The organism is Ensifer sp. ENS10, assembly GCF_014852025.1.
In the GTDB taxonomy this organism is placed as follows: domain Bacteria; phylum Pseudomonadota; class Alphaproteobacteria; order Rhizobiales; family Rhizobiaceae; genus Ensifer.
In genome coordinates this window covers 201,730-226,079 of sequence record NZ_JACVAS010000012.1, presented here as the reverse complement: position 1 = coordinate 226,079, position 24,350 = coordinate 201,730, and the positions used below count along the sequence as shown (strand labels likewise).

Genomic DNA, 24,350 nt, shown 5'->3' with positions numbered 1-24,350 from the left:
ATGCCGTCACTTCGCTGGTGAAGGAGCATTCCGGCGCCTACGGCATGGGCATCGACTACGCCGTCACCATGGTTCACAAGGGCGACGAACGCGTCAGCCACGGCAAGACGATCGGCCCGAACCCGGCAAAATAACGGGGCGATCTGCCCACCGCGCAACACCCCAGACCCACAATAAGACCGGCTTCGCATGAAGCCGGTCATTATTTTGAATGTTTCAGATCACGCCCACATTGACCTCACCGGGTCGCTTGCAAAGGAAACACGCATGCACGCTTTATCCAACCAGCTGGCCCCTTATCTGCTCAGCCTTTTGCGCATCGTCTCCGCCCTCGTCCTCTTCAGCTACGGAACGCAGAAGGTTATCGGCTTTCCCGCAAGTGACGGCGGCGGACCGCCCGTCGGCTCCTTGCCCTGGATTGCCGGATTGTTCGAACTCGTCCTCGGCTTCACGCTGCTGGTCGGCTTCAAGAGCCGGCTTTCCGCCTTCATTCTTTCCGGCCTCATGGCGTCGGCCTATTTCCTGCGCCATGCGCCGCAGGGTTTCTATCCGGCTCAGAACGGCGGTACGGCCGCCATCATCTTCTGTTTCGTGTTCCTCTACCTCGCTGCCGCAGGCGGCGGACCCGTCGGCCTTGATGCGGCGCGCGGTGACGCCAAGCTTTGACGGTCGGTCGCGCCGGTCAACCGTCGACGACGTCGCCATAGTCCAGATGGCGAGCGTACCAGGCGGCCACGAACGGGCAACGGATGACGACTTTCCGGTGGCTCGCTCTCACGAGGTCGAAAACGCCGGTCACCAGCCGCGACCCGATCCCGCGGCCGGACAATTCCTCAGGAACCTCCGTATGGATCAACACTAGGCGCCCATCCTCCTGACGGTAGTAGACGGCGGCGATGCCCCCGTCGACCGCCAGTTCGAAGCGGCGCAGCTCCGGGCGCTCGATAACCACATTGTTTTCGGATTGGTTCATGGGACGCGTTCCCTTCTCCGGCCGGGCTTCAAACGGCCTGTTGCAGAAACTGATGGATAGGAGGCGACGATCCGTTTGCGCTCCCGCCGTTTTCGCCGGACAAAACAAGCTTCTTGTCCAGGCGCACCGATACCTAAGTGTAGTTACGTGGCGCACCGCGCAGGTCTACCTTTCGAAACCCCCGGGCCGCCCCGGGCCGCTGAGACCGTCTCCTGCCGCAGGAGACGGTCTTCTTTCTGCGCCGGAATGAACCAGGGCGCGATCCGACATCGGTATGGCGGGGGCGCCGGTTCTTACGTCTGCCTAAAGCGCGTCGCGATCTTTCAGATTCGCTCCTTGCGCTCTAAGTTTTTGATGTTTCGCATGTCGTTGTCGCAAAACCGCTGCGCACTTTTGCGCGACAGGCTTTAGCGGTCGAAGAGATGACGGAGTTGTCGGGGTTGCGATCGCAGATACTGATCGGGCGCCCACACCCGCTCGCCGAAATGCGCGGCGGCATGCCAGGGCCAGCGGGGATCGTAGAGAATGGCGCGGGCAATCGCGATGAGGTCGGCATCACCCGTCGTCAGGATTGCTTCGGCCTGTTCGAACTCGGTAATGAGGCCGACGGCGATGATCGGTATCGCCACATTCTCTTTGACGGCGCGCGCAAAGGGTACCTGATAGCTTGGGCCGATCGCAATTTGCTGGTGGGATGCAAGGCCGCCCGACGAGACATGAATAGCCGAGCAGCCACGTGCTTCAAGCGCCTGGCAAAAGGTAATGGTTTGCTCGATATCCCAGCCGTTCTGGGCCCAGTCGGTCGCCGAGACCCGCATCGTCACCGGCCGGTCCGCCGGAAATGCCGCGCGAACGGCCTCGAAGACTTCAAGGGGGAAGCGCATGCGGTTTTCCAGCGTTCCACCATAGTCGTCCGTGCGACGGTTGGAGAGGGGCGACAGGAACTGATGCAGGAGATAGCCGTGGGCTCCATGAATCTGGACAGCGTCCAGCCCGAGAGCGGCGGCGCAACGGGCGGCGTCGGCGAAGGCCGAGCGGACCTGCGCAAGGCCGGCGCGATCGAGCGCAACCGGATGGTCATAGTCATCGTGGAACGGGACAGGGCTCGGTGCGACGGTTTTCCAGCCGCCTTCGTCCTTCGGGTTGATCTGGCGGCCGCCTTTCCATGGGACTTCGCTGGAAGCTTTCCGTCCGGCATGGCCGAGCTGAATGGCGATGGGCATGTCGGACCACCGACGCACCCCGTCCAGAACCCGGCCCATCGCGCGCTCGCAGGCATCCGAATAAAGCCCGACATCGCCATAGGAAATACGGCCCTCAGGCAGGACTGCGGTCGCCTCGATGGTGAGCACAGCCGCACCCGACATGGCCAGATTACCGAGATGAATAAGATGCCAGTCGGTCATCTGCCCGTCCGTGGCCGAATATTGGCACATTGGCGCGATGACGATGCGGTTTCGCAGATTAAGCGATCCCATTTCGAAGGGCGAGAAAAGCCTGGTTCCGCTCATGATCGTTCTCCAGAGGTCGACAGGGCCTGTCGGATCGGCCCTGCCAATGTTTCGCCGTTTGGCAGCGAGGTTGCAATCTCTCGGTATCGAAGGGGCTTCAGAACTTGCCGTTCCGACTCTGCCATTTCGATTGGGCTCGTGCTGGACGCGGAAAGGTTTTCGGCGCGGGCTCAGCTATCAGACTTGATCCGAACCCGCTGGGCCGCAGCGACATCGCTCCGGTTTTCTCCCTTCGGCATGTGACCGAACATGTGGGGTTTGATCTGGTTGATCCAGGAAATCACCGCCGGCTCCTTGCCCCACAGAGTTTTGGCAAAAGGAACGATCTGTTCGCCGACGAGAATTCCAAGAAGACCGACCAGGGCGATAACCGGCGGTGCCGGCGAGCGGACATTGAGGAGGCTATAGACAATGCCGACGAGCAGTCCGGCGCCGAGTGACAGGAGATAGAGTTTCATGACGGTGATCCTTGATTGGTGTAGCTGCCACCCCGAGCGGGTCGGCCCAGAGTGGCTTTGCCTATCGTATCCGATGCGTTTTCCAGGGTGGACGCGCTGCTTGCGGGTGGCGCCGGTCAGGCGCTGACCTCATGCAGCAAGCGGAGCCAGATTTGCCTCGATCTTGTTGCGGAAAGGCTCGTATCGGTTCGGCAGCTTCAGCGCCTCGCCGAGATGAGCGGTATCCTCGTCGCGGTCGAAGCCGGGTTCGTTCGTTGCGATCTCGAACAGGATCCCGCCCGGTGTCCGGAAGTAGATCGCCCAGAAATAGTCGCGATCGATGACGGGGGTTACCTGGTAGCCGGTGTCCATCAATGCCTTGCGCACTTCGAGCTGCTTTTCACGGTTCTCGACCGCAAAGGCGATGTGATGGACCGAACCTGCCCCCTGGCGGGCAAACGGTGTCTTCGGGAGCGCCGCCAAGTCGATCGTGTCTGCACCGTTGCCGCCGGGAATGATGAACCGCGTGACGTCCCCTTCGATTTCAGAACGCTCATAGCCCATGAAACGGAGGAGTTCTTCGGTCGCCGCAGTGTCGTGAAGGTTGAAGCGGGCACCGCTGAAGCCGCGGATGGCGTTGGCCTCGGAAATGCCCTCGGCAAGCCAGGGGGCGCGGACGTCGTCGGCCGCTTCGACCAGGGCGAGGCCGTCACCATCGGGGCCCGTGAAACGCAGGCGATTGGCGCCGAAGACCGTATCGGTCTGAATACCACCCACACCTTGCGCAATGAGACGGTCTTTCCAAAAGGCCAGCGCCCCCTTTGGAATGGAGAACTGGGTTTCGCCGACTTCGCCGACGCCCGGCCGCCCGATCATCATGTGCGGGAACGGAAAGTACGTCATGACGGTACCAGGCGTACCGTTCTCATCGCCATAATAAAGGTGATACACACTCGGATCATCGAAATTCACTGTCTTCTTCACGCGGCGAAGGCCGAGCGTGTCGGTGAAAAACCTGTTGTTCTGCTGCGCATCCGACGCCATGGAGGTGACGTGATGCAGTCCCTTGATATCCTTGATCATGGCCCGTGCCTTTCTTCGTTGACTTGTCCGTCGATGCGAAGAGATGTACTCGGGTTGATTAGGTCGCAGAATTGCAATATTTCTTTCGAGTGAGTTGCGATTTTTGAAACAATAGAGATGAACGATCATAAAGCCCTGAAAATCTTCCTGATGGCCGCCGAGAAGCGCAACTTCGCTCAGGTTGCCCGCGAGCTCGATATGACGCCCGCTGCCGTCACGCGGGCCATTGCCGCGCTTGAAGATGATCTCGGGGTCCAGTTGTTTGTTCGCACGACCCGCCAGGTATCGCTGACGACGGACGGCGCCGTTTTTGCCGCCCAGATCCAGCCGGCGGTCGAAACGCTCGAAAACGCGCGGCGCGACGTCAAGAATGCCCACAAGGCTGACCAGGGACGCTTAAGGATCAGCGCGCCGACTTGGCTCGGCAAGACGGTGCTGCCGCCGATCCTCTCCGGCTTCCGGGAGCTCTACCCGAAAATGTGCTTCGAGATCTCGCTGTCGGACGGCTTGGTCGATATCGTTGACGACGACTACGATCTCGCGATCCGCATCTCGTCGGCGCCGTCGGACAAGTTCACGATATGGCGCAAGATCAAGGTGGTGCCGAGGATATTGGTGGCCGCACCAGGCAGCAGGTTCGCTGAGATGCAACACCCGAGCGAGCTGACCCCGGACGATTGTCTCGCCTATAGCGGCGAAAGCCGACGGGAGAACTGGCTGCTTTCGGACGGAGGCTCGAGCATCACCATCGTCGCCGGAAGGGCATTCAGCGCCAACAATGGCGAGGTACTTGCCGACATGGCCGCAGACGGCGCGGGCGTGGCGATGCTGCCGGGATTTCATATCGCCGAGCATATTCGCAGCGGACGGCTCGTCCATGTTCTGCGTGGCTGGTCGCCACCAGACCTTTGGTTGACACTCTACTATCCGCCGTACCAGGCCCTACCGCCGCGCATCGCGACGTTCTCGAAATTCTTCGAGGAACAACTGACCGCTCATATGGTCATGCTCGACTAGAGCTCCCGCTTTCAAGTGGAATAACTAGAAGCGAAAAGATACTCTAGAATCAAGGTGCTGGAGCGTACTTTTGTGCGTTCATCTGAACGCACGGCGCTTGTCTTATGACGATCTGCGCTTCTTGTGAGAAAAAGAGGCGTCGGCGAGGTCAATCACGGCATCACTGCCTGACACCAAACCGTTGGCGCTTGCTCTCAGGCAAAAATTAAACCAAATGTTTGCTCTCTCCCGCGAAGATGCGACCCAAGCTTGCACAAACCTCCATTCTAGAATTGACGCTGCCGGGCCGGGCCATTGTACAATCTGATATCGGTCGTGCTGAAGAAGCGCCTCGACCTCTCATTCAAGACTTCACCAGATTTCCGCGCGAGGATCGTGGAAGCTCCCGGGCTGTGGATGAGCGAGCGGGAAGTCGCCAGACTGCGGCACGATCTGCGAAAGGTCGCGCAGCGATCGGTTGCCGATGGAGAGCTGGACTACGGCGTCTTCTCCGAGCGTGAAGACGCCCTCGCCCGGACGATCGTGACGGTCGTCTATCGGGTTTCCGACGGCGAGCCGGTCGCCTTCAACGCCTTGCCGGTCATCCAGGTCTCTCTCTCGGGCAAACCCGTCGACGTTCTCCACCTGGGGCTGGTGATGATCGATCCCGCAGTTCGCAGCCAGGGGCTTTCCTGGGTGCTCTACGGTCTCACCTGCTTTCTTCTTTTCCTGCGCAACCAGCTTCGTCCGCTCTGGATTTCAAATGTCACCCAGGTGCCGGCCGTTGCCGGCATGGTGGCCGAGACCTTCAGTGGCGTCTTCCCTGCGCCCACGCGCGGCGCGCGCCGATCGTTGCATCAGCAACTGATCGCCACGGCGATCATGGGCTCCCATCGGCATGTCTTCGGCGTCGGTCCTGATGCCGGTTTCGACGCCGATCGCTTCGTGATCACCAACGCCTATACGGGCGGTTCCGACAACCTGAAAAAGACCTTCGAGGCGGCGCCGATGCACCGCAAGGCTGAGTACAACGATTTCTGCGCGGCCGAACTCGACTACGATCGCGGCGACGACCTGCTTCAAATCGGACAGCTCGACCTCAACGCGGCGCAGCGTTACCTCATGGAAAGCGTGCCGCGCAACGCGCTCGGTCGTCTTGCCGTCGCAAGTTTCGTCATCCTCGTCCAAAGGCTGGCTCTACCGGTCTTGCATTGGGCGGACAGCCGTCGGCAGTGGGGCATATTGAGGCCTTCAAACCAATGAGCAGCGTCTTCTCCTATGAGGCCTTCACCACGCGCAACATCGGCTTCGTCACGGAGGCGGAGCAACGACGCTTGAGACTGGCGACCGTCTTCGTCTGCGGAACCGGCGGTATGGGCGGCGCCTGCATCCAGGCGCTGGCGCGGGCCGGCATCGGTCGTCTCATCCTCGCCGATATCGACCGCTTCGAGCTGTCGAACCTCAATCGCCAGGTCTTCTGTTTTGCCGACACTATTGGCACCCCCAAGGCAGAAGCGACCCGAGACCTCTGCCTAAAGATCAATCCCGACTTGGACGTGACCGTCTTCGGCCCGGATTGGACCGATCATGCCGAGACGCTCATTGCCGACGCGGACGTCGTCATCAACGGGACGGACGATCTCGGCGCCAGCCTCCTGCTCTATCGCGTCTCGCGAAACCTCGGCCGGACGGTGATCGACGCCTATGCGTCTCCTTTGCCCTCCGTGTACGTGACGCGACCGCAAGATCCGATGCCGGAAGAGCGGCTCGGTTATCCGACTGCCGGAACCGCCTGGAACGCACTGACGGCCGACCAGCGGACGGAAGCTTTCCTGCGCGAGGCGGAATACGTGATGGTCCATTCGTCGTCACGCCACCATGTCGATCTTTCGCTCGCCGGCGAAGTGATTGCCGGCACCCGCAGTCGCATGTCCTTCGCGCCAATGGTGATCTCCACCGGCACATTGATGGCCTACGAGGCGATCCACGTGGTCCTCGGCCGTCCACAGTCCGCCGATTGCCGCGGCTGGTTCTTCAACCTCCATGCCGGGCGCATCGAACGGCCCCGCAATGCAATCGTCGCTGCGCTGCTGCGTCCGCTGGTACGTCGCTACCTCAAGCGCCTTGCGGCTCCGGCAGCGCCATGAACACGCCGCTCGTTGCCGATAGTTTCGTTTCGCTGGCGGCGCTTGGCGGCCTCCTTGTGCTGATCGGCACCATCCGTAGCTTCGATACGGAAAGCCCGCTGAACCGCCGCTTCCTCTTTGGATTGCAGGTGCTGGCGGCATTGATGGCGAGCCGGGTGCTCGCCTGGTGGACGGACCTCTTCATCTTCAAAGCCGCAACGATCATAACTGCGGGCCTCGTTCCGCTCTCGACAGTTCTCCTCGCCGAGGGTCTGTTGCGCCGCCATGCACCGAGGACGACGAAATGGATCGCAGCCGGCGGCGCGGCCACCTTCTTCGCGCTCGCCTTCCTTCCGGCATCGATCGCCGAGCCCTGGCGTGTCGCGCTGCTGTTCGTCTATCAACTCGTCACCTTCGCTCTCGCCGGGCATATGACGGTAACGCGCGACCGGGCGAGCCTGTCAAAGGCGGAGAACCAGGCGGTTGACCGCATGGCCCTCTCGCTGCTTCTGATCCTGCCACTCCTCGTCACCGATTTCCGCTCGGCCTACATCGACCAGCCGGTGCGGCTCGGCGGGGTCGCGATCCTGTTCCTGTGCTGGCTGCTGATCAGCCTTGGCCAGCGCGCCGCGGGGCATCGTGACACGGTCGTTTCCTTCGCCATCCTGCTTTCGGTCGCTCTGCTCGCAGCCCTTGTCGTCGGCTTCGAAAACGGGCTCGAACCGGCAGCGCTGGTGCGAGCGGCCAGCGTCATCCTCAGCGCCGCCTTGCTTGGCGTGATCTGGAAAGACAGCCTAAGCCTTCGCACGGAGCAAAGGCGGCAGAGCCTGATCCGGCATCTGGCCGAGGACCGCATCGACGACACGCTCGGCTTCCTCAAGGAATTACAGAACCATCCGTTGGTGGATGGCGCACTTTTGCTTGGCGAGAATGAACTTTCAGACCTCGACTTGCCGGTGATCAAGGCGCTCTTTGCTGCCCGGCCGTTGATGCGCACTACCGAAACGGGCAGCCTTTCCCAATCGGATGCCGAGCAGCTTGCCTGGCTGCTCGAAAAATACGAGGCCACCCATGTCATGCTGGTGTCGAACCGGCCGTTCCGGCTCATTGCGCTCAACATGCCCTCCGTCACTGCCACACCGGGTGCGGAGACAGAGTTGAAGGTCGTCCAGCGCATGGCCATGCTGATCTCCGAGAGGAACCCGCTCCATGATTGAGATCCGCGAGGGGGATATCGACGCCTTCTTCACTGCGCCCCTTCAGATCTACGGTGCACGCACGCCCTATGTCTCGCCGATGTTCAGCGACCTCAGGCGTTTCCTTTCAGCTGAAAAGAACCCTCTCTTCGATACGGCAGAAGACTTCGCCATCTTCACGGCCCATGAAGGCGGCGCCGTGCGCGGGCGCATAACAGCCCACGTGCACCGCGCATCGAACGCGAAGTTTGGCCTCGATCGCTGCTATTTCGGCTACTTCGACTGTGCCGACGACGAGCGCGTCGCGGCCGCCCTGTTGGAGCGGGCAGAGGATTGGGCGCGCGCGAAGGGCTTTGGGGAAATCCTCGGAAACTTCAACCTGACTGCCATGCAGCAAGTCGGCATCATGACCGGCGGTTTCGAGAACGCGCCCTATACGGATCAGATCTGGGGGCCACCGCATCTGCCCCGCCTGCTGGAACGCCGGGGGTACGCCCCATGCTTCCCGATGACCACCTTCGAAATCGACGTCCGCACTGTGGCAGTCGACGGTCTGCTCGCCAGTGCGCAAATGCGCGCGCTTTTCGACGACGGCTTCCGTTTTTCACCGATCCGGCGGGCAACGCTCGAACGGAGATTGGAGGATTCCCGGCTGATCCTCAACGAGAGCTTCGCCGACAATCCGATGTTCGTGCCCGTCAGCCGTGCGGAATACGACTTTCAGGCAAAGGAGATGAAGTGGATCATGGATCCACGCATCTCGGCGGTCGCGGAGAAAGACGGCGCGCCAGCCGGTGCGGTGATTGCCATACCCGACGTCAATCCGATGCTGAAGGCGATGGGCTCGCGGCTCGGGTTGAGTGCGCCCTGGCATCTGCTCAAGCACCGCCTCAAGCGCCGCCGTGCCGTGATCATATTCCAGGGTGTGAAACCGGAGCATCAGGGGCGCGGCCTCAATCCGCTCCTTCTTGCCCATGTGCTCAAAGAAATGCGCCGCGCCGGCTACGAGACTGCCGGCGGCACCTGGATCGCGGACGTCAATGCGGCCAGCCTGAGGCAGGTGGAAAAAGCCGGCGCAAGGCCCCTGCATCGTCTGCATCTCTTCGGAAAGACATTATGAGCCGCATTGACACCGCCATGCTCGTCGATCTGGCGGCTGAGGCCAATCTCGCCCCCTCCGTCCACAATACCCAGCCGGCCCGCTGGATACTGGACGAAGACGGATGCATTCTGCTTGCTGCCGACCTCTCCCGGCACCTCGGCATCGGCGATCCGACCGGTCGCGATATGGGGCTCTCCTGTGGAGCGGCGCTCGAGGGCATGGTGATGGCGCTCGCCGCGCGCGGGATCGGTGTGGCCATCGAAGATCTCTGGGGCGATAACATTCTCGACTGGAGGCCCGACTACCGATTGGCCGCGCGGCTGACCCTTGCGCGCGCGGCGATGCCCACGGAGCTTGCCGGCTGGAGCACCAAGCGCTTCACATGGCGTGCCCGCTTCTTGCCCGCGGCGCCCGAACAGATCGAAAGGCTCGAGCACTGGGTGGCTGAGACGGCTGATGTAAAGCTCGCCAGCGGCCACGAGGATCTCGCCTTCATTGCCGCACTTAACGACCGCGCAAGTCTGTCGATCATGCGCGATAGATCGTTCCGCAATGAACTCGTGGCGTGGATGCGGTTTTCTCCAACCCATCCGGCCTATGCCTTCGATGGGCTCAATATTGCCGCGCTGCAGATGGGGCGGCTGGAAGGCGCACTGGCGGAGCATGTGCTCGCTTCACCACTTTTCGACATTGCCGATCGGCTGGGCCTCGGCAAAAGTCTCGTCGCCGAAGCGGGAAAGACGATAACCGCCGCGGCTTGCCTCCTGTTCCATCGGCCGGAAGACGAGAGCCCAATCGTCTCCGGACAAGCCTTCTATCGTTTCTGGCTGGGTTTCACGCGTCTCGGCTTCGCCGGTTGGCCGATGGCGGTGCTGGCTGATCTACCGTCCGCTGCAGAGGCGATGCGGCAGCGCTTCCCGTTGCCACCCGGCCACCGGCTGATCAATGTCCTGCGCGTGGGGCCGGCGCCGTCGACCGTTCCGAAGTATCGCCTTCCGGCCCATGCTCTCGTGCTGGACGGAAAGCCGGACTGAAGCCGGCTCCCTTTTCCATATCAGGCGGCGTCCTCGGTCCTTGCAGTCTCGGCGAGAAGCTTCTGAGCACTGACGAAATCCACCTTTCCGGTTCCAAGCACAGGCACGGCTCCCACCCTCACATCCGAGGGAACCATCATGTCCATCGCCCCCTTTTCCTTGGCGAAGCGAAGGAATGCGGCGCGTGTCGCACCCGGAGCGTCAGTGAGCATGACCAGGCGCTCGCCTTTTTTGGCATCAGGCAGCGACACGACAACCGTCAACTGACCCGGCCACAGCTCTCCCGCCAGCGCCTCCACAGCGCCAAGCGAAACCATCTCGCCGCCGATCTTGGCAAATCGTTTGGCCCGACCCCGGATGACGATGAAACCATCTTCATCGACAGTGACGATGTCGCCGGTGTCATGCCAGCCGTCCGGCGTCGGCTCGATTACGCCGGGCGCTTCTACGCGGAGATATCCGGCCATGACGTTGGCGCCGCGGATGAAAAGCCTTCCGCCCTCCATGACACCCGGCACGGCATCGAGCCTATACTCCATGCCCGGCATGATCTTGCCGACGCTACCGGCCTTGTTGAACATTGGCGTGTTCAGCGCAATCACTGGCGCCGCCTCGGTCACACCGTAGCCTTCGAGGATGCGGACGCCGAACTTCTCCATGTAGAGCGCACGGGTAGCCGCCCTGACCGGTTCGGCGCCGGCGAAGCAATAGCGGATCGACCGGAAGTCATAGGGATGAGCCGTCCGTGCATAACCGTTCAGGAAGGTGTCGGTCCCGAAGATGATCGTTGCGTTGGAGGCGTAGATCAGTTCCGGAATGATCCGGTAGTGCAACGGCGACGGATAGAAATAGACGGGGACGCCGGAGATGAGCGGCAGCACAGTACCAGCGGTGAGCCCGAAGGAATGGAACACCGGCAGGATGTTGAACACCTTGTCGCCCGAGTGGAAATCGATGCGGGACGCGGCTTGAGCCGCATTGGAGAGGATGTTGCGGTGTGTCAGCACCACGCCCTTCGGCGTTCCTTCCGAACCGGAGGTATAGAGTATGACTGCCGGATCGTCGGCTGTGCGTCGAACAAGCGGACGTGCCTTCTGCAGGAGACCGCGCAGCTTGTCGGCAAGGCCGATCGTCTGGCGCAGATCATCGAGCCAGATAATTTCCACCGTCTTCGCCAACTCCTCGACGACGGGGCCGAGTTTCGCCTGGGTGACGAAGGCACGCGACGTCAGCACGTAGCGGACCTGCGCCGCCTTGCAGGCCGAAATGATGTTGGCCGCGCCCGCCGTGAAATTGAGCATTGCCGGCACCTTGCCGGCGGACATCACGCCGAGGATGGTTGCGACCGCACCGTTGGCGTTGGGCAAGAGAACGCCGAGCGCCTTCTCAGCCGGGAAGAGCGACTTGAACTTCGCGCCAATCACGGCCGCGCCCGTCAGCAGCTTGCCATACGACAGGGAACCGGTGACCGGGTCCTGCACAGCGAGCCGGTTGAATCCGCGCTCCTTGGCCGTCTTGATCACCTTTTCGAGCACGGTGGTGTTGGTATCCGTGGTGCGGAACATCAACATCGACATGACCTGGTAGAGAGCAGCACCCGCGGCCATGCGGCGCTTGCGACCTTTCAGCTCTTCCGGAACAGAGAGGCGAACGGGCTCTAGAATGGTGACCTTCACCTTCGGAAACAGGCGGCGGCGAACGTGCAAGGAACTGAGGCGCGAGAAGTAGCTCTTCTCCAGCCCGTCGATACGAACCGGTACGACCATGGAGCCGGTCTTGTCGGCCACCATCGCGGCGCCGTCATAGACCTTCATCAGCGCGCCGGTGACCGTGATGCGGCCCTCGGGGAAGATCACGAGCGGCTCACCATTGTTGACCGTCTTGATGAGCGTACGCGTTGCCATCGGCTTCGAAGGATCCAACGGCAGGAAGTTGCACATCTTCAGGAACGGTTTCACCCACCACGCCTTGGCGATGGTGTAGTCGACCGCGAAGGTCGGTTCCTCGTCCGTCAGCGCCAGGGCCAGTGCGCCATCGAGAAAGGAAACATGGTTGAGCGCGATGATCGGCGCACGCCCCGCCTTTTTCAGATTGTCGAGGCCCTCCACTTCCAGCCGAAGGAAGGCGCGGAAGAGGATGGATACGAAATCACGGAAAGCATTGGTCGGCAACGTGCGCAGCATGACCCAGGCCGCCACGGCATTGGCGAGCGCAAGGCCGGCGAAAAGTACCGCTGTCGACACGCCGGACGCCTGCAGGACGGCGACAAGGCCGCCGCCGGCGGTGATGAAGGCCGCGGACAATACATTCGACGCGCCGATGACACGCGATCGTTCGTCCTCTTGCGCCCAGGCCTGAAGGGCCGCAAGCGTGGGTACGGCCAGGAAGGCGCCGGCGATGGCCATGCCGGCCAGATCGATGGCGATGCGCAGAGTGTAGGGACCGGCGAAAAAGGCGGAGAGCGTCTCGGCCGCTGCGGCCGCACCGGCATGTCCGACGCACCAGGCGAGATCGAGGCCGAACAGCGCCATGATCAGGGTGCCGAGCGGTGCCGGCAGGAGCACGATACGTCCTGCGGACATCCAGGCAGCGATTGCCGAGCCAACGCCGATCGCCACGGCGAAGACGGCGAGATAGGCAGTGATCACAGTCTCGTCGCCGCCGAGATAGTTCTTCACCATGGGCGGCAGCAACGACAGTACGATCGCGCCCACCAGCCAGAACCACGCCGCCATCAGCGCGGTGCGCCAGAGCCGTTTGTCGCTGCGCAGTGAAGCGAGGAGCCGCCCCGTGGAACGGAGGACGTTGCGATCGACGACAAGGTCCGGCGCCTTGGCGCCCAGGCGAGGAATGTAGCGGCTGGAAAGCCAGCAGGCGAGCGCGAGGCCGAGCATCATGGGGCCAAACAGCCAGGGATCGACGCCATCGGCCGCGGCAAGCCCTGCGACGACTGTGCCGCCGAGGATGGCGATGAACGTCGCCCCCTCGATCCAGGCGTTCGCGCGCGGCAGTTCCTTGCGCTCCAGGTGGTCCGGCAGGATGCCGTATTTGACAGGCCCAAAGAGCGCGGAGATGGCACCGAACAGGAAGAGCGCAACCAGCAGAACGGCAATGGAGGAGAACGCAATACCGACGACCGCAACGGCTGCGGCAGCGAGCTCCCACCGCTTCAGCCTCTCGGCGACGACCGCCTTGTCGAACTTGTCGGCAAGTTGGCCGCCGAGTGCGGAAAAGAGCAGGAACGGCGCCATGAAGACGGCGCCGGCCAGCGTAACGAGCGATCCGGCATCATTTGCCGCCACGGTGGCGAGGATGAGGAAGACGAGCGTGTTCTTGAGGAAATTATCGTTGAACGCCGACAGGAACTGCGTCCAGAAGAGTGGCGCAAACCGCCGAGAAGTCATGAGATTGTTTTTCACGGAACGTCTCCCCTTTTTTTGAGCGTTCTAGATGAAAGTCGTTTCACTCTCGTTCACAGGTTGTGCTTTGTGGCGACAGGGCTAACGATGAATTAAACGTCGTCGGCCTTGATGCCGAGCAGCAGCTTCTCGGTCTTTGCATCATCGATCCTGCGGATGAGCTTTTCAGCTTCCAGATTGTCGCGCAGCGTCTTGGTGACGTTTACCGCCGTCTGCAGGAGCATCAGGATGCCCATGGCGAGATAGCCCTTTCCCCAGAGATCGATCGGCATCATGTAAAGGCCGATCACCACCATGAAGGCGGCCACGCCGAAGCTCACATAGGAGAAGGAGGTCCAGGCCGGGGAGTGTTTCATCAGACTGTCGTTCATCGTCGTTTTCCTTTGAGAGATAGTGGGTTCAAAGAGTAGGGTTTGCCTTGGCACGCAGACGCTCGAGCACGTCTTCAGCGCTCGTTACGAGCGGGCGGCCGCAACCGGCAGCGGCCAGTTTCTCTGCAAGCGCGGTCGGATCAGGCCGGTCTTCCAGCTCAACTAGCGCCTCGGCCGTCAACTCAGCCTCGCGCTGGCGCGTTTCGAGCCGCGCAAGTGTTGCCTCGGCATCGCTGAGCGTAGCCAGATCGTTGCCAGGCACGTCTCGGGAAAGGCGCCGCGTCCGGTCACGTGCCTCGGCCAGGCGCTCGCCGCGGCGCAGCGCAGCCAGGCGCGTTTCGCTCTGCCGCACCGCTTGCCTCAACCGATCTATTCCATCTGTAAATTCCGCCTGAACCTGACGTGCGTTCTGCAGTTCGGTTTCCAGCCGAGCAATCGAGGCTGCAGCCTCGGTAGCCAGATCCTCTCGCCCCTTTTCAAGGGCTGCGATAGCGCGCGCTTCGAGATCATCGATGCGGGCAGAGAGCCTCTCGGCATTTTCTTTTTCCAGGCGATTTTGCGCGATCGCCAGAGCGACCGCCCGACGTGCGCTTTCGACGCCGCGCGCGGCATCACGGATCTGCTGCGCAAGTATCGGTAGCGCATGCCGATCGCCGAAGGCCTCCTCCGCCTCGTGGGCGCGACCTCGTATCAGCGTTGCGATTTGTTTGAACATTTCCTCACCTCCATGTATGAACAATGTTCAATAATCTTTTGTCACAAAGATGAACGATGTTCAAGTTAAAAATGAACAACGTTCAAAAATGAGGTTACCGGTGGTCGGAAAGCGTCAAACGAAGAAGGAAGACCTGAAGGCAAGGCTGATAGTCGCCTGCACGGAGCTCATTCGCGAACAAGGGCTGAAGAACCTGCGCGCGCGGGATATCGCCGAACGCGCCGGCGCGGCGCTCGGTGGTCTTTACACGGTCTTCGATGATCTCGACGGGCTGATTCTCCACGTCAACTCGGGGACGCTGAAACAGTTGGAGAACACCCTCAACACCGCGATTTCGCCATCAGCGGCCATTGAGGAGACTTTCCTCAGCCTGTCTCTGGCATACCTGCGCTTCGCGCTAGCAGAGCGAAACCTGTGGTCCGCCCTTTTCGAACATAGGATGCCGGAGGGCGTCTCCGTTCCGGAGTGGCACCTTGCCGAACACGCTTTCCTGATCGGGCTCATCGCAGCACCACTCGCGCGACATATGCCTGATGCTTCTCGCCAAGACGTGGCAATTCGTGCCCGGACGTTCTTCGCGGCCGTTCATGGCGTGATCTCTCTCAGCCTTGAAGGACGGTTCGTCGGCATAACGCCCGAAGTGCTCGAACGTGAGATTACAGTGCTCGCAGGAATTCTCGCCAGGAGCCGGAGCTGACGTACTCGGCGCCAGCTTGGCAGTTCCGTTCGATAGATGACGCGACCTTTTCAGCACAGACCTTGTGGAAGGGATCGCGCCGTCGGCCGTGCGGGTGGACGCAAACAAAGGGCACCGACGCTCGTAGTAATTCAACTCAAAGCCCGGCACCTCCGATCGCATGTCGATGCTATTCAACCTGGGCTCTGACCCGGCCCGACAGTCATTCATCCAGGCGATCCGATCGCGAGTATAGGTGATCATCGCCTCAAGCTCGTTCCGCTTAATATGCGACCCTGAAGCGGTTAGCCGGACGTCGTGTCCAGCCAGATCGTAACTGGACCGTCGTTGGCCAATTCCACCCGCATGTCCGCACCGAAGACGCCATTCGCAACGGCAACGCCAAGGGCCGAGAAATTGGCAGAGAAAGTCTCATATAGGCGTTTGCCCTCCTCCGGCGGCGCTGCCGTAGAAAAGCCCGGCCGGTTTCCTTTCGTCTCGGCGGCCAATGTGAACTGGCTGACGATGAGAGCTGAGCCGCCGACATCGACAAGCGAACGGTTCATGCGATCCGCATCGTCCCTGAAGATGCGCAGGTTGACAATCTTGCGCGCCAGCCATTCGCTTTCCTTTTCAGAGTCACCCTTCATCGCACAAACGAAGACCAACAGACCATTGCCGATTTCCCCCGTCACCGTTTCGTCGACGGTGACACGCGCAGATGAAACGCGCTGGATAAGTGCTCTCATGGCAACGATTCTCCCTATGGCTTCCCGCTCTTATCGGCTCCGAGGCGATGGCGATCAAGCTCAGAACCGCGCGCCGACGGTCAGGAGATCGTCGCTGAAATCGTAGTGGAAAGCATGGAGGGCTGGCCATGCGCGATCCGCCTGCCCGAGCGACCGTTCCGGACGATACATTATGCGATCGTTGAAGCACCCTTCCTGTCGCGCGGGCGATGCAGCGGAAGCAAGAGAACTGGGTTCCTCGTGAACTTGTGGCAGGGGGTGACGTGGAAACACATCCCCTCTTCGAGGATGGCGTGGTGATCGCGGCGCATCGAACTCGGGATCGACAAGAAGCTGATCCCGATGTGCGGCGGCACCGATGGCGCGGTGCTCTCGGCCCGCGGCATTCCGACGCCCAACGTCTTCACCGGCGCCTACAACTTCCACACGCGTTTCGCGTTTCTGCCGGTGCAGGCATTCGAAAGGTCGCTGGAAGTGGCCGCCAAAATTTGGCAAGTGGCCGCTAGTAGCCGACAGTTCCACGGGGCCTGCCAGCAAGCCTCCTTGCGTATTTAGCACTCGGGAGCGGAAGCCCGCAAAATGAGTTCGCGGGCCGCACGCAAGTGTCCGGCAATCCGATTGCTGCCGAGGCCACCTACTGCTGTGCCGGAGCGGTCTTTTGAAGTTCTGCCTGAACCTTCTTGGCGACTGCCGGATCGCTCTGTGCCGCTGTAAGAATTGCCGAATATTCTTCGACCGAAATGGCCGGCGATGCTTTGACGGCTTCGACCATTTTCTTGCTGCCTTCGGTCTCCAGCTTCTTCTTCGCCGCCTCGTCCGATGTTGCTTCTATCTTTGCGGAATATTCCTGCCTGACCTTGTCGACCTGAAGATAGGCAACAGCAAAGGCTTCGATCTTTTGTTCGCTGATGGCGGCGTCCGTACCCTTGTTGTCGGCCTGTCCCTGCGTCGGCTGCGTCTCTTGCGCCTGAGCAATTTCAAAGGCAGATGCTGGACTGAAGATCATGAAACTGAAGATTGCAGCCGTCAGCGATGAAATTGGCGTGTAACGAGTGATCATATTCATTCCTCTATGATGTTCATGACGTAATCGGCAGCGATAGGGCCTTTCGATCGTCACTCACGTCGGCTGGATACCGAACGCGTCAGTGACGATGAAACGCTGGGAAGGGCTCGGTGCGGCGGTACCGGGGCAATTTGCTGACCATTGAACGGCAGCTTTATGGCTCACCCACGACGCCGGTTCTGTCGAGCCCTATGTTCTTCCCCGCCCTCGAACCCCTTTTGGCGTGTCGGGGCTGCGCCGGGCGAAGGGCGGCAGATCAGCTAGCCTTCGGCGCACGACGGCGCGCCGTCACGGTTGAGTGGCATCCTCGCCATTCGGGTTTGGCGCCGGCGCCTCTCTAGTGTCCCGAGGCGGATGTATCCGTTCTTCGGACTTCGGCGTCGAGTCCTGGGGCTCGGGACGGCGGACGGGCCGTGGTTTGGGATCGCCCTTCTTGGGCGGAGGAACAATTTTCTCAGTCATAAACTCGTTGCTCGCGCTTTCCACTGCAAAACCGGTCGACATAAGTAAAGTTCCCCTCGGATCGAACATCTGACGGCCGCTGAGGCGTACGACTAATTATGGAACTTCCGTATCTATCGGAAACATCCGGAAATTGCCTGTGAAGGCATGAACGGCGAAAAAACGGAAGGGAATTGGACGCAGCCCTTGCGGCCTTCGCCTATACTGACGGCCCATGCATGATCTCGACATCCACGTGGAGTCGATCGCCGCCCGTCTACTCCTGGCTGTCCAAACACGGCAAAGACCCGCTCAGCATAAAGGCCGAAGAGGTTCGCTACTTCTGACAACCTAGCCCCCAGCTTGATTATGTGGGCGCCGAGAGAGCGTTCGGCGCCCATTCCATCGACGCCGGACCCCTCGGTCGCGAAGGAAAGAGCATCAATAGCAAGTGCGTGCGTGACGCTGGGTCGTCTAGGACGCCTCAACGATCGGAATGAGCACTTGCCTGAGCCGTGCCAGTTACCGACGCAAAGCTGACGTTGGAAGATCAGTTTTTAGGCACACCCTCTGGCCTCAGGTATTTTTTCAGCGCCGCAATGCGAAAGATTGCATTGGCGGCTCCGTATCCGCGATACCCGCGCCGCTCGATGATTTCAAAGAAGAACCCTTCGCCGTAGGTCGGACTGTAGAGCTGGAAATATTCACCGTTCTCGTCCCGGTCATAAAGGATGTTCTCGGCCCTCAGCCGCTCGACAAGTTCCGCGTCGAGCCCGAAGCGCGCCTCGACGTCATCGTAGTAGTTCGGCGAGATCGGCAGCGCCTTGAAGCCGTTTGCACGCAGCGCCTCAGCCGTTGCGAAGATGTCGCAGGTGGCAAAGGCAATATGCTGCACACCGGAGCCGAAGGTCTCGGCGATGAAGTGGCCCGCAAGCGTGTTGCGGTTCTCCGCGCCGTTCAACGTCAGGCGCAGCGTCCCGGCATCATTCTCAACGACCTGGCTGCGAACAATGCCGGCCGGATCGACGATGTCGATCATCGGCGTCTTTCGCACATCGAGCAGCGATGTGTAGAACAGCAGCCAGGTCAGCATCTCCTCATATTTGACGGTCTGGGCAATGTGATCGATGGTCGTCAGGCCAGCTGGTATCGCCGCTCCCTTGTCCGGCACCGGATCGAACTCAATCTCCCAGATCCTGGCGAGGTCGGATCGCTCGTCGAGGAAGTAGATGATCCCGCCGCCAACACCGTGGATCGCCGGAACCAGCAATTCTCCTGGGCCGACTGGCTGTTCGAAGGGTTCAGCGCCAAGCGCCCGGGCTCGCTCAGCAGTCGCTTTGGCATCGTCGACCACGAGGCCGAACGCATAGGCGGACGTGCCGTGAACCAGATAGGAAGCGTTGGCGAAGCCTTCCCGCTCGGTGTTGATCACCAGATTGATGGAGCCTTGGCGGTAGACCACCACCTGCTTGGTCCGGTGCTGCGCCGCTTTCCTGAAGCCGATGGTGACGAGCAGCGCTTCGAGCTCGCCCGCCTCGTCCTCCGAGGCGCTGAACTCCACGAAGGCCACTCCCTTGACGTCGACGCGCGGGGGCATCTCAGGAACCGACAGGCGGACGTCCGGCTCGGCGCGCTTCACCTGGTCCCCGAGATAGATCAGCGAGCGGTAGCCGTCGACCGCGATGGCATTGGCGTTACCGCCGCGAAACTGGTCGTTGAAGATTTCAAGCGACAGATATCCATCATAGCCGGTCGCCGCCACCGCGCGGGTAAAGTCGGTCACCGGCAGGTCGCCCTCGCCCGGCATATTGCGAAAGTGCCGGCTCCAATAGAGCAGATCCATGTCGATCAGCGGAGCATCCGCAAGCTGGACGATGAAGATTTTCTCCTTCGGGATCGAGCGGATCGAATTGATCTCGATCTTGCGCGACAGGGTATGAAAGCTGTCGAGGATCAGGCCTATGCTCGGGTGATCGGCGCGCCGGACGATCTCCCAGGCATCGCGATGGTCGCTGATATGGCGCCCCCAGGCGAGCGCCTCGTAACCGACGCGCAAGTTCCGCTTCGCCGCCCGCTCGCCGAGTTCGCAAAAGTCGGCGGCTGCCCTGTCGATGCCAGCCACTGCCGCCGGCGACACGTTCGAGCAGACGAGCACCAAGTCGGTGCCCAACTCCTGCATCAGGTCGAACTTGCGCTCGGCCCTGTCGAAAGTCCGGGCTCTGAGTGGCTCCGGCATACCCTCGAAATCACGGAACGGCTGGAACAGACTGATCTCCAGGCCAAAGTCGCGCACCATTCGGCCGACCTCGCGCGGGCTTTCGTCGAAGGCAAGGAAGTCGTTCTCGAATATTTCGACACCGGCAAAGCCCGCCTTGGCGATGGCGCGCAGCTTGTCCTTGAGATCGCCGCTCAGCGAAACCGTTGCTATCGAGGTCTTCATGTTTCTGTCCTTGCTGGAACTTCCGGCGTCAGTGTCAGCCGGTCATGGCCTTGAAATGGTTGAGCATCCGCGCTGCGTCCGGCTCGAGCCCGGTAAACAGTCGAAAAGCGCCGACCGCCTGGAAGACGGCCATTCCTCCCCCATCGAGCGTGCGGCAGCCGCGCCGTCTCGCCTCCTTGAGCAGCGCCGTTTCGAGCGGGAAGTAGACGATCTCGGCGACCCAGTGGCGCGGATCGAGAAGGTCACCGTCGAGCGGCAGCCCCGGATAGTTCGCCATCCCTGTCGGCGTGGCGTGAATCAACCCCGACGCCGACCGCATTGCAGCCGCAAGGTCCGTGCCGGCTGAGATATCCGCCTCGGGGAACAGGGCGGTCAGCATCTCGGCAAGCGACTGTGCCCGCTCCGGCTCGCGGTCGAAAACCGCTAGACGTTTCAGGCCGAGCGAAAGTGCGGCATAGGCCGTTGCAACGCCGGCGCCGCCTGCTCCAAGCTGCACGGCGAAGGAAAGGTCGGCATCCGGCAGCCCCCGCCTGAAACCTTCGGCAAAACCCCACCAGTCGGTATTGTGGCCATGTCGCCGCCCTCCCTTGAGCACGACAGTATTGACGGCGCCAAGCCGCTGCGCGTCAGGTGCGAGATCGTCAAGATGCGCAATGACCGCCTGCTTGCATGGATGGGTGATATTGAGGCCCGCAAATCCCTGCCGTTCAGCATCGGCAAGCAGACGCGGCAGGTCGTTTTCCGTCGCGTCGATTTCGCGAAGATCGATCAGTTCGTACACATAGCGGAGCCCTTGAGCCGCGCCTTCGGCCATGTGCATCGCTGGGGTCAGCGACGCTTGAATGCCTGCGCCGATCAGACCGGCCTTCAAGGGTCTTACAAGCGTTTCGGTCATGATTTGCGTTTCCATCCTCAAAGCCCGCAAGTACGGGCAGCCAGCTTCCGGCCCGCCGTGACTTGCGGGCGGGCCGAAGACTTCGCACCCTGTTACTGGCCCCGTGCGGCACCAATCTCCTTGAACAGCGCCTGAACCGTCTCAGCGCCAATCTCGGCACTGAACTTCTCGATCACCGGCTTGACGGCATCACGCAGCTTCTGCGTTTCCTCCGGACTGAATTCGCTGACTTCCATGCCGGTCTTGCGAATTTCCTCGAGAGCTGCGGCGTCCGCGTCGCGTGACACCTTGCGCTGGTAGTCGCGCGCTTCGGTCGCGGCCGCCTCAAGGACGGCCTTTTCCTCGTCATTCAGCCCATCCCAGAACTTCTTACTGACGAGCACGATCTGCGGATTGTATTGGTGACGGGTCAGCGTCATGTACTTCTGCACTTCGTAGAACTTGGCGTTCATGATGTTTGCGGCCGGGTTCTCCTGCCCGTCGACCGTCCCTGTCTCGAGCGCGGTATAGAGTTCCGTGTAGGGCAGCGGCACGGCATTGGCGCCGAGCGTGTTGAAGAGTTCGATCGGGATGGGCGACTGGATCGTGCGGATCTTCAGACCCTTGATGTCCTCGAGCTTCGTCACCGGATGGCGATTGTTGGTGAGATTGCGAAAGCCGAGTTCCCAATAGCCGAGACCGATAAGGCCGGTATCGGGCAGAAGCTTGAGGAGACTGTCGCCGAAAGCACCGTCCATGACCTTGTCCGCCTCCGCACCACTGTCGAAGAGGAAGGGAAGGTCGACGGCGCCGAACTGCTTGACGTTGTTGGCGAGGATGCCGGCGTTCAGCACCGTCATCTCGATGACGCCGCCCTGCAGGGCCGAGACAGTCTGGACGTCGCCGCCGAGCGTGCCGCCCGGGAAGAGCTTTACCTCGATCTTGCCGCCGCTCTTGTCCTTCACGAGTTCGGCAAACTTCTCCATGCCGGTCACCTGCGGGTGACCCTTGTTGTTGGCCGAAGCGAACTTGATCGTCTGATCGCGGATCTCGGCAAGCGTCGGTCCTGCCGTCAGCAAAGCGAGCGGCAGAGCAAGGCCCAAGGCCAGTTTCGTCAATTTCAACATGTTCTCCTCCCAGATTTGGCCGGTAGTTCCGCCGGCCGTGTTGAAGCTTGAAGTTTCGGTCAGTGCCCGAACCAGGTAACCGGAACGGTCACCAGCGCGGGGAACAGGACAAGCAGGAACAGGACGATCAACTCGGCGACCAGGAAGGGCAGCACGCCCTTCATAAGGTCTTCCATCGACAGTTTCGAGACGCCACAGATGACGTTCAGAACCGTGCCGACGGGCGGCGTGATCAGACCGATCGAGTTGTTGATGATGAACAGGACACCGAAGTAGACCGGATCGATTCCCGCCTGCTTGATGATGGGCATCAGCACCGGCGTCATCACGAGGATGGTCGGCGTCATGTCCATCGCAGTGCCGACGAGCACGATCAGGACCATGATTGCAATCAAGAGAAGCGTCTGGTTGTCCATCAGCGGCTCGATCAGCGAGGCAAGCGCACCGGGGACGTCGGCCACCGTGATCAGCCAGGCGGAGACCGCGGCACAAGCGACCAGGAACATGACGACGGAGGTGATTTTTGCCGCCGAAACGAAGACGTGAAAGAGCTGTGCTGGCGGCAGTTCGCGATAGACGACCATGGCGACGAAAAGCGAGTAGACGGCAGCAACAACGCCGGCCTCGGTTGGTGTAAAGACCCCGAACTTCAGGCCGACGATGATGATCACCGGCAGCATCAGCGCCCAGATGCTGTCGACGAGCGCCTTGAGCCGCACGGTGCCGCTCTGCCTTGGCGGCAACTCGAACTGCTCCTTGCGGGCAACGATCAGCCAGGTGATGCAAAGGGCCGCAGCGATCATCAGCCCCGGGAAGATGCCGGCGAGAAAAAGCTTGGTGATCGAGACGCCACCAACGACGCCATAGAGGATGAAGCCGATCGACGGCGGTATGATCGGTCCGATCACCGAGGCGGAGGCGAGCAGCCCGCCAGCGCGCGCTGCGTCATGACCGCTCTTCAGCATCATCGGCAGGAGTAGCGCTCCGAGGGCAGCCGCGTCCGCGACGGCCGAGCCAGAGAGGCTTGAAAGAATACAGGCGGCGAAGATCGCCACAAAGCCGAGACCACCACGAATATGGCCGACCATCGCCAGCGCCAGCGCGACGATGCGCCTGGAAAGCCCGCCTGTGTTCATGACTTCGCCTGCGAGCAGGAAGAAGGGCACGGCCATCAGCGGAAAACTGTCAGCACCATTCAAGACGTTCTGCGCCACGATTTGTGCGTCGAAAAGACCGAGGTAAAGCATCAGCGCCACACCGCTGAGGATGAGTGCAAAGGCGATCGGCACACCGAGCGCCATGGGTCCAAGGAGTGCACCGAGGAAGATCGTAACGGTCATGGCCAGCTCCTCAGCGTTTCGCGGAAACGGGATCGAGCACCGGCTCGGGAAGATCGTCGAGGGCCAACTCGTCCTCGCTCTCGCGCACGAGTTCGGCCGTTGTCACGTCGATGCGGCCGGTGGCGATCGCCAACGCGTCGGCAAGTAGGATCAGGAAGGCAGGAATGCCGAAGGCGAGACCGGCGCCGTAGAAGAAGCCCATCGAAAGCCCGGTCGCCGGTGCACCGACGTGGAGATTGATCAGCGTCTGCGCCCAACTGCCGCTGATCATCAGCCAGGTCGCATAAAGCATCAGCGCATGGCCCAGGAGCACAGCAATCTTTGCCGCGACGGGTGGCAGACGTTTGATGACCGTATCAACGCCGAGATGACCGTGTTCGCGCATGGCGACGACGGCGCCAAGGAATGTCAGCCAGACGAAGAAGATGCGTGACAGCTCTTCGGAAACCGTAATCCCCTGATTGAAGGCATAACGCAGAACGACATTGCCGAAGACGAGGACAACCATGCCGGCGAGCAGCACGGCAATCGCCACCTTCAGCGCGAAGAAATAGAAATCGATGATGCGGGTCATGCGCTCCTCCCAAAGCAGAGTGCCGTCTTTGCGCCCGAGCGTTGTATCGGCTTCGGGATGCGCATCAGGGGCACGGGGCGACCACGCCCTCCTCCAGGCG

Annotated in this window: 22 protein-coding genes and 2 pseudogenes; 10 read left to right on the top strand and 14 right to left on the bottom strand. The window is 61.2% G+C overall.

The genetic code is table 11. From position 1 onward, the window contains the following. Positions 1 to 134, top strand: a pseudogene (locus IB265_RS31300) (hydrolase); the annotation flags it as partial. Between the two features lie 133 nt (positions 135 to 267). After that, a complete protein-coding gene (locus tag IB265_RS31295) occupies positions 268 to 666 on the top strand; it encodes a DoxX family protein (RefSeq protein WP_113133408.1) in 399 nt (132 codons plus the stop codon). A gap of 16 nt (positions 667 to 682) precedes the next feature. Here the strand turns inward: IB265_RS31295 and IB265_RS31290 are convergent, their stop codons facing one another. The 4 genes from IB265_RS31290 to IB265_RS31275 all read right to left on the bottom strand — a co-directional run bounded on the left by IB265_RS31290 (position 683) and on the right by IB265_RS31275 (position 4,004). After that, entirely contained in the window at positions 683 to 973 is a 291-nt protein-coding gene (locus tag IB265_RS31290) for a GNAT family N-acetyltransferase (RefSeq protein ID WP_058330206.1), read from the bottom strand. A 407-nt stretch (positions 974 to 1,380) separates the two neighbouring features. After that, positions 1,381 to 2,484, bottom strand: a complete 1,104-nt coding sequence (locus IB265_RS31285) for an NADH:flavin oxidoreductase/NADH oxidase (RefSeq protein WP_192495695.1) — start codon at positions 2,482 to 2,484, stop codon at positions 1,381 to 1,383. 170 nt (positions 2,485 to 2,654) lie between these two features. Further along, positions 2,655 to 2,942 (bottom strand): XapX domain-containing protein, encoded by a 288-nt coding sequence (locus IB265_RS31280; RefSeq protein ID WP_057255187.1) that lies wholly within the window; start codon positions 2,940 to 2,942, stop codon positions 2,655 to 2,657. 129 nt (positions 2,943 to 3,071) lie between these two features. Continuing rightward, complete coding sequence (locus IB265_RS31275) at positions 3,072 to 4,004, bottom strand: VOC family protein (protein WP_192495694.1); 933 nt, start codon at positions 4,002 to 4,004, stop codon at positions 3,072 to 3,074. Between the two features lie 117 nt (positions 4,005 to 4,121). On the opposite strand from IB265_RS31275, the gene IB265_RS31270 reads away from it, so the two are divergent. The 6 genes from IB265_RS31270 to IB265_RS31245 all read left to right on the top strand — a co-directional run bounded on the left by IB265_RS31270 (position 4,122) and on the right by IB265_RS31245 (position 10,458). Beyond that, positions 4,122 to 5,021, top strand: coding sequence for a LysR family transcriptional regulator (locus IB265_RS31270; RefSeq protein ID WP_112994274.1), 900 nt, complete (start codon positions 4,122 to 4,124; stop codon positions 5,019 to 5,021). 294 nt (positions 5,022 to 5,315) lie between these two features. Further along, on the top strand, positions 5,316 to 6,263 hold the full coding sequence (locus tag IB265_RS31265) for a hypothetical protein (protein WP_113133406.1): 948 nt from the start codon (positions 5,316 to 5,318) through the stop codon (positions 6,261 to 6,263). After that, positions 6,260 to 7,147: a ThiF family adenylyltransferase gene (locus IB265_RS31260; RefSeq protein ID WP_057255184.1), complete on the top strand. Its 888-nt coding sequence runs from the start codon at positions 6,260 to 6,262 to the stop codon at positions 7,145 to 7,147. The genes IB265_RS31265 and IB265_RS31260 overlap by 4 nt, the downstream gene beginning before the upstream one ends. Beyond that, positions 7,144 to 8,343: a hypothetical protein gene (locus IB265_RS31255; RefSeq protein WP_057255183.1), complete on the top strand. Its 1,200-nt coding sequence runs from the start codon at positions 7,144 to 7,146 to the stop codon at positions 8,341 to 8,343. Before IB265_RS31260 ends, IB265_RS31255 begins: the two co-directional genes overlap by 4 nt. Then, on the top strand, positions 8,336 to 9,442 hold the full coding sequence (locus tag IB265_RS31250; RefSeq protein WP_192495693.1) for a GNAT family N-acetyltransferase: 1,107 nt from the start codon (positions 8,336 to 8,338) through the stop codon (positions 9,440 to 9,442). The genes IB265_RS31255 and IB265_RS31250 overlap by 8 nt, the downstream gene beginning before the upstream one ends. Continuing rightward, positions 9,439 to 10,458 (top strand): hypothetical protein, encoded by a 1,020-nt coding sequence (locus tag IB265_RS31245; RefSeq protein WP_057255181.1) that lies wholly within the window; start codon positions 9,439 to 9,441, stop codon positions 10,456 to 10,458. Before IB265_RS31250 ends, IB265_RS31245 begins: the two co-directional genes overlap by 4 nt. A 20-nt stretch (positions 10,459 to 10,478) precedes the next feature. Here the strand turns inward: IB265_RS31245 and IB265_RS31240 are convergent, their stop codons facing one another. The 3 genes from IB265_RS31240 to IB265_RS31230 all read right to left on the bottom strand — a co-directional run bounded on the left by IB265_RS31240 (position 10,479) and on the right by IB265_RS31230 (position 14,963). Continuing rightward, positions 10,479 to 13,877 (bottom strand): acyl-[ACP]--phospholipid O-acyltransferase, encoded by a 3,399-nt coding sequence (locus tag IB265_RS31240; protein WP_057255180.1) that lies wholly within the window; start codon positions 13,875 to 13,877, stop codon positions 10,479 to 10,481. Positions 13,878 to 13,969: 92 nt separating this feature from the next. Beyond that, on the bottom strand, positions 13,970 to 14,248 hold the full coding sequence (locus IB265_RS31235) for a YiaA/YiaB family inner membrane protein (RefSeq protein ID WP_057255179.1): 279 nt from the start codon (positions 14,246 to 14,248) through the stop codon (positions 13,970 to 13,972). Positions 14,249 to 14,276: 28 nt separating this feature from the next. Further along, positions 14,277 to 14,963, bottom strand: a complete 687-nt coding sequence (locus tag IB265_RS31230; RefSeq protein WP_112994280.1) for a PspA/IM30 family protein — start codon at positions 14,961 to 14,963, stop codon at positions 14,277 to 14,279. 100 nt (positions 14,964 to 15,063) lie between these two features. On the opposite strand from IB265_RS31230, the gene IB265_RS31225 reads away from it, so the two are divergent. After that, on the top strand, positions 15,064 to 15,660 hold the full coding sequence (locus tag IB265_RS31225) for a TetR/AcrR family transcriptional regulator (RefSeq protein WP_057255533.1): 597 nt from the start codon (positions 15,064 to 15,066) through the stop codon (positions 15,658 to 15,660). A 284-nt stretch (positions 15,661 to 15,944) separates the two neighbouring features. Here IB265_RS31225 and dtd read toward each other — a convergent pair whose 3' ends face one another. Continuing rightward, positions 15,945 to 16,388, bottom strand: a complete 444-nt coding sequence (dtd, locus tag IB265_RS31220) for a D-aminoacyl-tRNA deacylase (RefSeq protein ID WP_057255177.1) — start codon at positions 16,386 to 16,388, stop codon at positions 15,945 to 15,947. 312 nt (positions 16,389 to 16,700) lie between these two features. Here dtd and IB265_RS31215 point away from each other — a divergent pair. Then, positions 16,701 to 16,943, top strand: a pseudogene (locus tag IB265_RS31215) (hypothetical protein); the annotation flags it as partial. 79 nt (positions 16,944 to 17,022) lie between these two features. On the opposite strand, the gene IB265_RS31210 reads toward IB265_RS31215, so the two are convergent. The 6 genes from IB265_RS31210 to IB265_RS31185 form a co-directional block, all read right to left on the bottom strand. Further along, positions 17,023 to 17,448: a DUF4168 domain-containing protein gene (locus IB265_RS31210; RefSeq protein WP_082616269.1), complete on the bottom strand. Its 426-nt coding sequence runs from the start codon at positions 17,446 to 17,448 to the stop codon at positions 17,023 to 17,025. Between the two features lie 997 nt (positions 17,449 to 18,445). After that, positions 18,446 to 20,335, bottom strand: coding sequence for a bifunctional sugar phosphate isomerase/epimerase/4-hydroxyphenylpyruvate dioxygenase family protein (locus IB265_RS31205; protein ID WP_057255175.1), 1,890 nt, complete (start codon positions 20,333 to 20,335; stop codon positions 18,446 to 18,448). A 34-nt stretch (positions 20,336 to 20,369) separates the two neighbouring features. Beyond that, a complete protein-coding gene (locus tag IB265_RS31200) occupies positions 20,370 to 21,230 on the bottom strand; it encodes a shikimate dehydrogenase (protein ID WP_057255532.1) in 861 nt (286 codons plus the stop codon). A 92-nt stretch (positions 21,231 to 21,322) separates the two neighbouring features. After that, positions 21,323 to 22,336 carry a TRAP transporter substrate-binding protein gene (locus IB265_RS31195; protein ID WP_113133404.1) on the bottom strand — a complete coding sequence of 338 codons (1,014 nt, stop codon included), beginning with the start codon at positions 22,334 to 22,336 and terminating at the stop codon, positions 21,323 to 21,325. A gap of 59 nt (positions 22,337 to 22,395) precedes the next feature. Beyond that, on the bottom strand, positions 22,396 to 23,676 hold the full coding sequence (locus tag IB265_RS31190) for a TRAP transporter large permease (RefSeq protein WP_057255173.1): 1,281 nt from the start codon (positions 23,674 to 23,676) through the stop codon (positions 22,396 to 22,398). A gap of 10 nt (positions 23,677 to 23,686) precedes the next feature. Next, positions 23,687 to 24,250 (bottom strand): TRAP transporter small permease, encoded by a 564-nt coding sequence (locus tag IB265_RS31185; protein ID WP_057255172.1) that lies wholly within the window; start codon positions 24,248 to 24,250, stop codon positions 23,687 to 23,689. Positions 24,251 to 24,350: the final 100 nt, after the last annotated feature.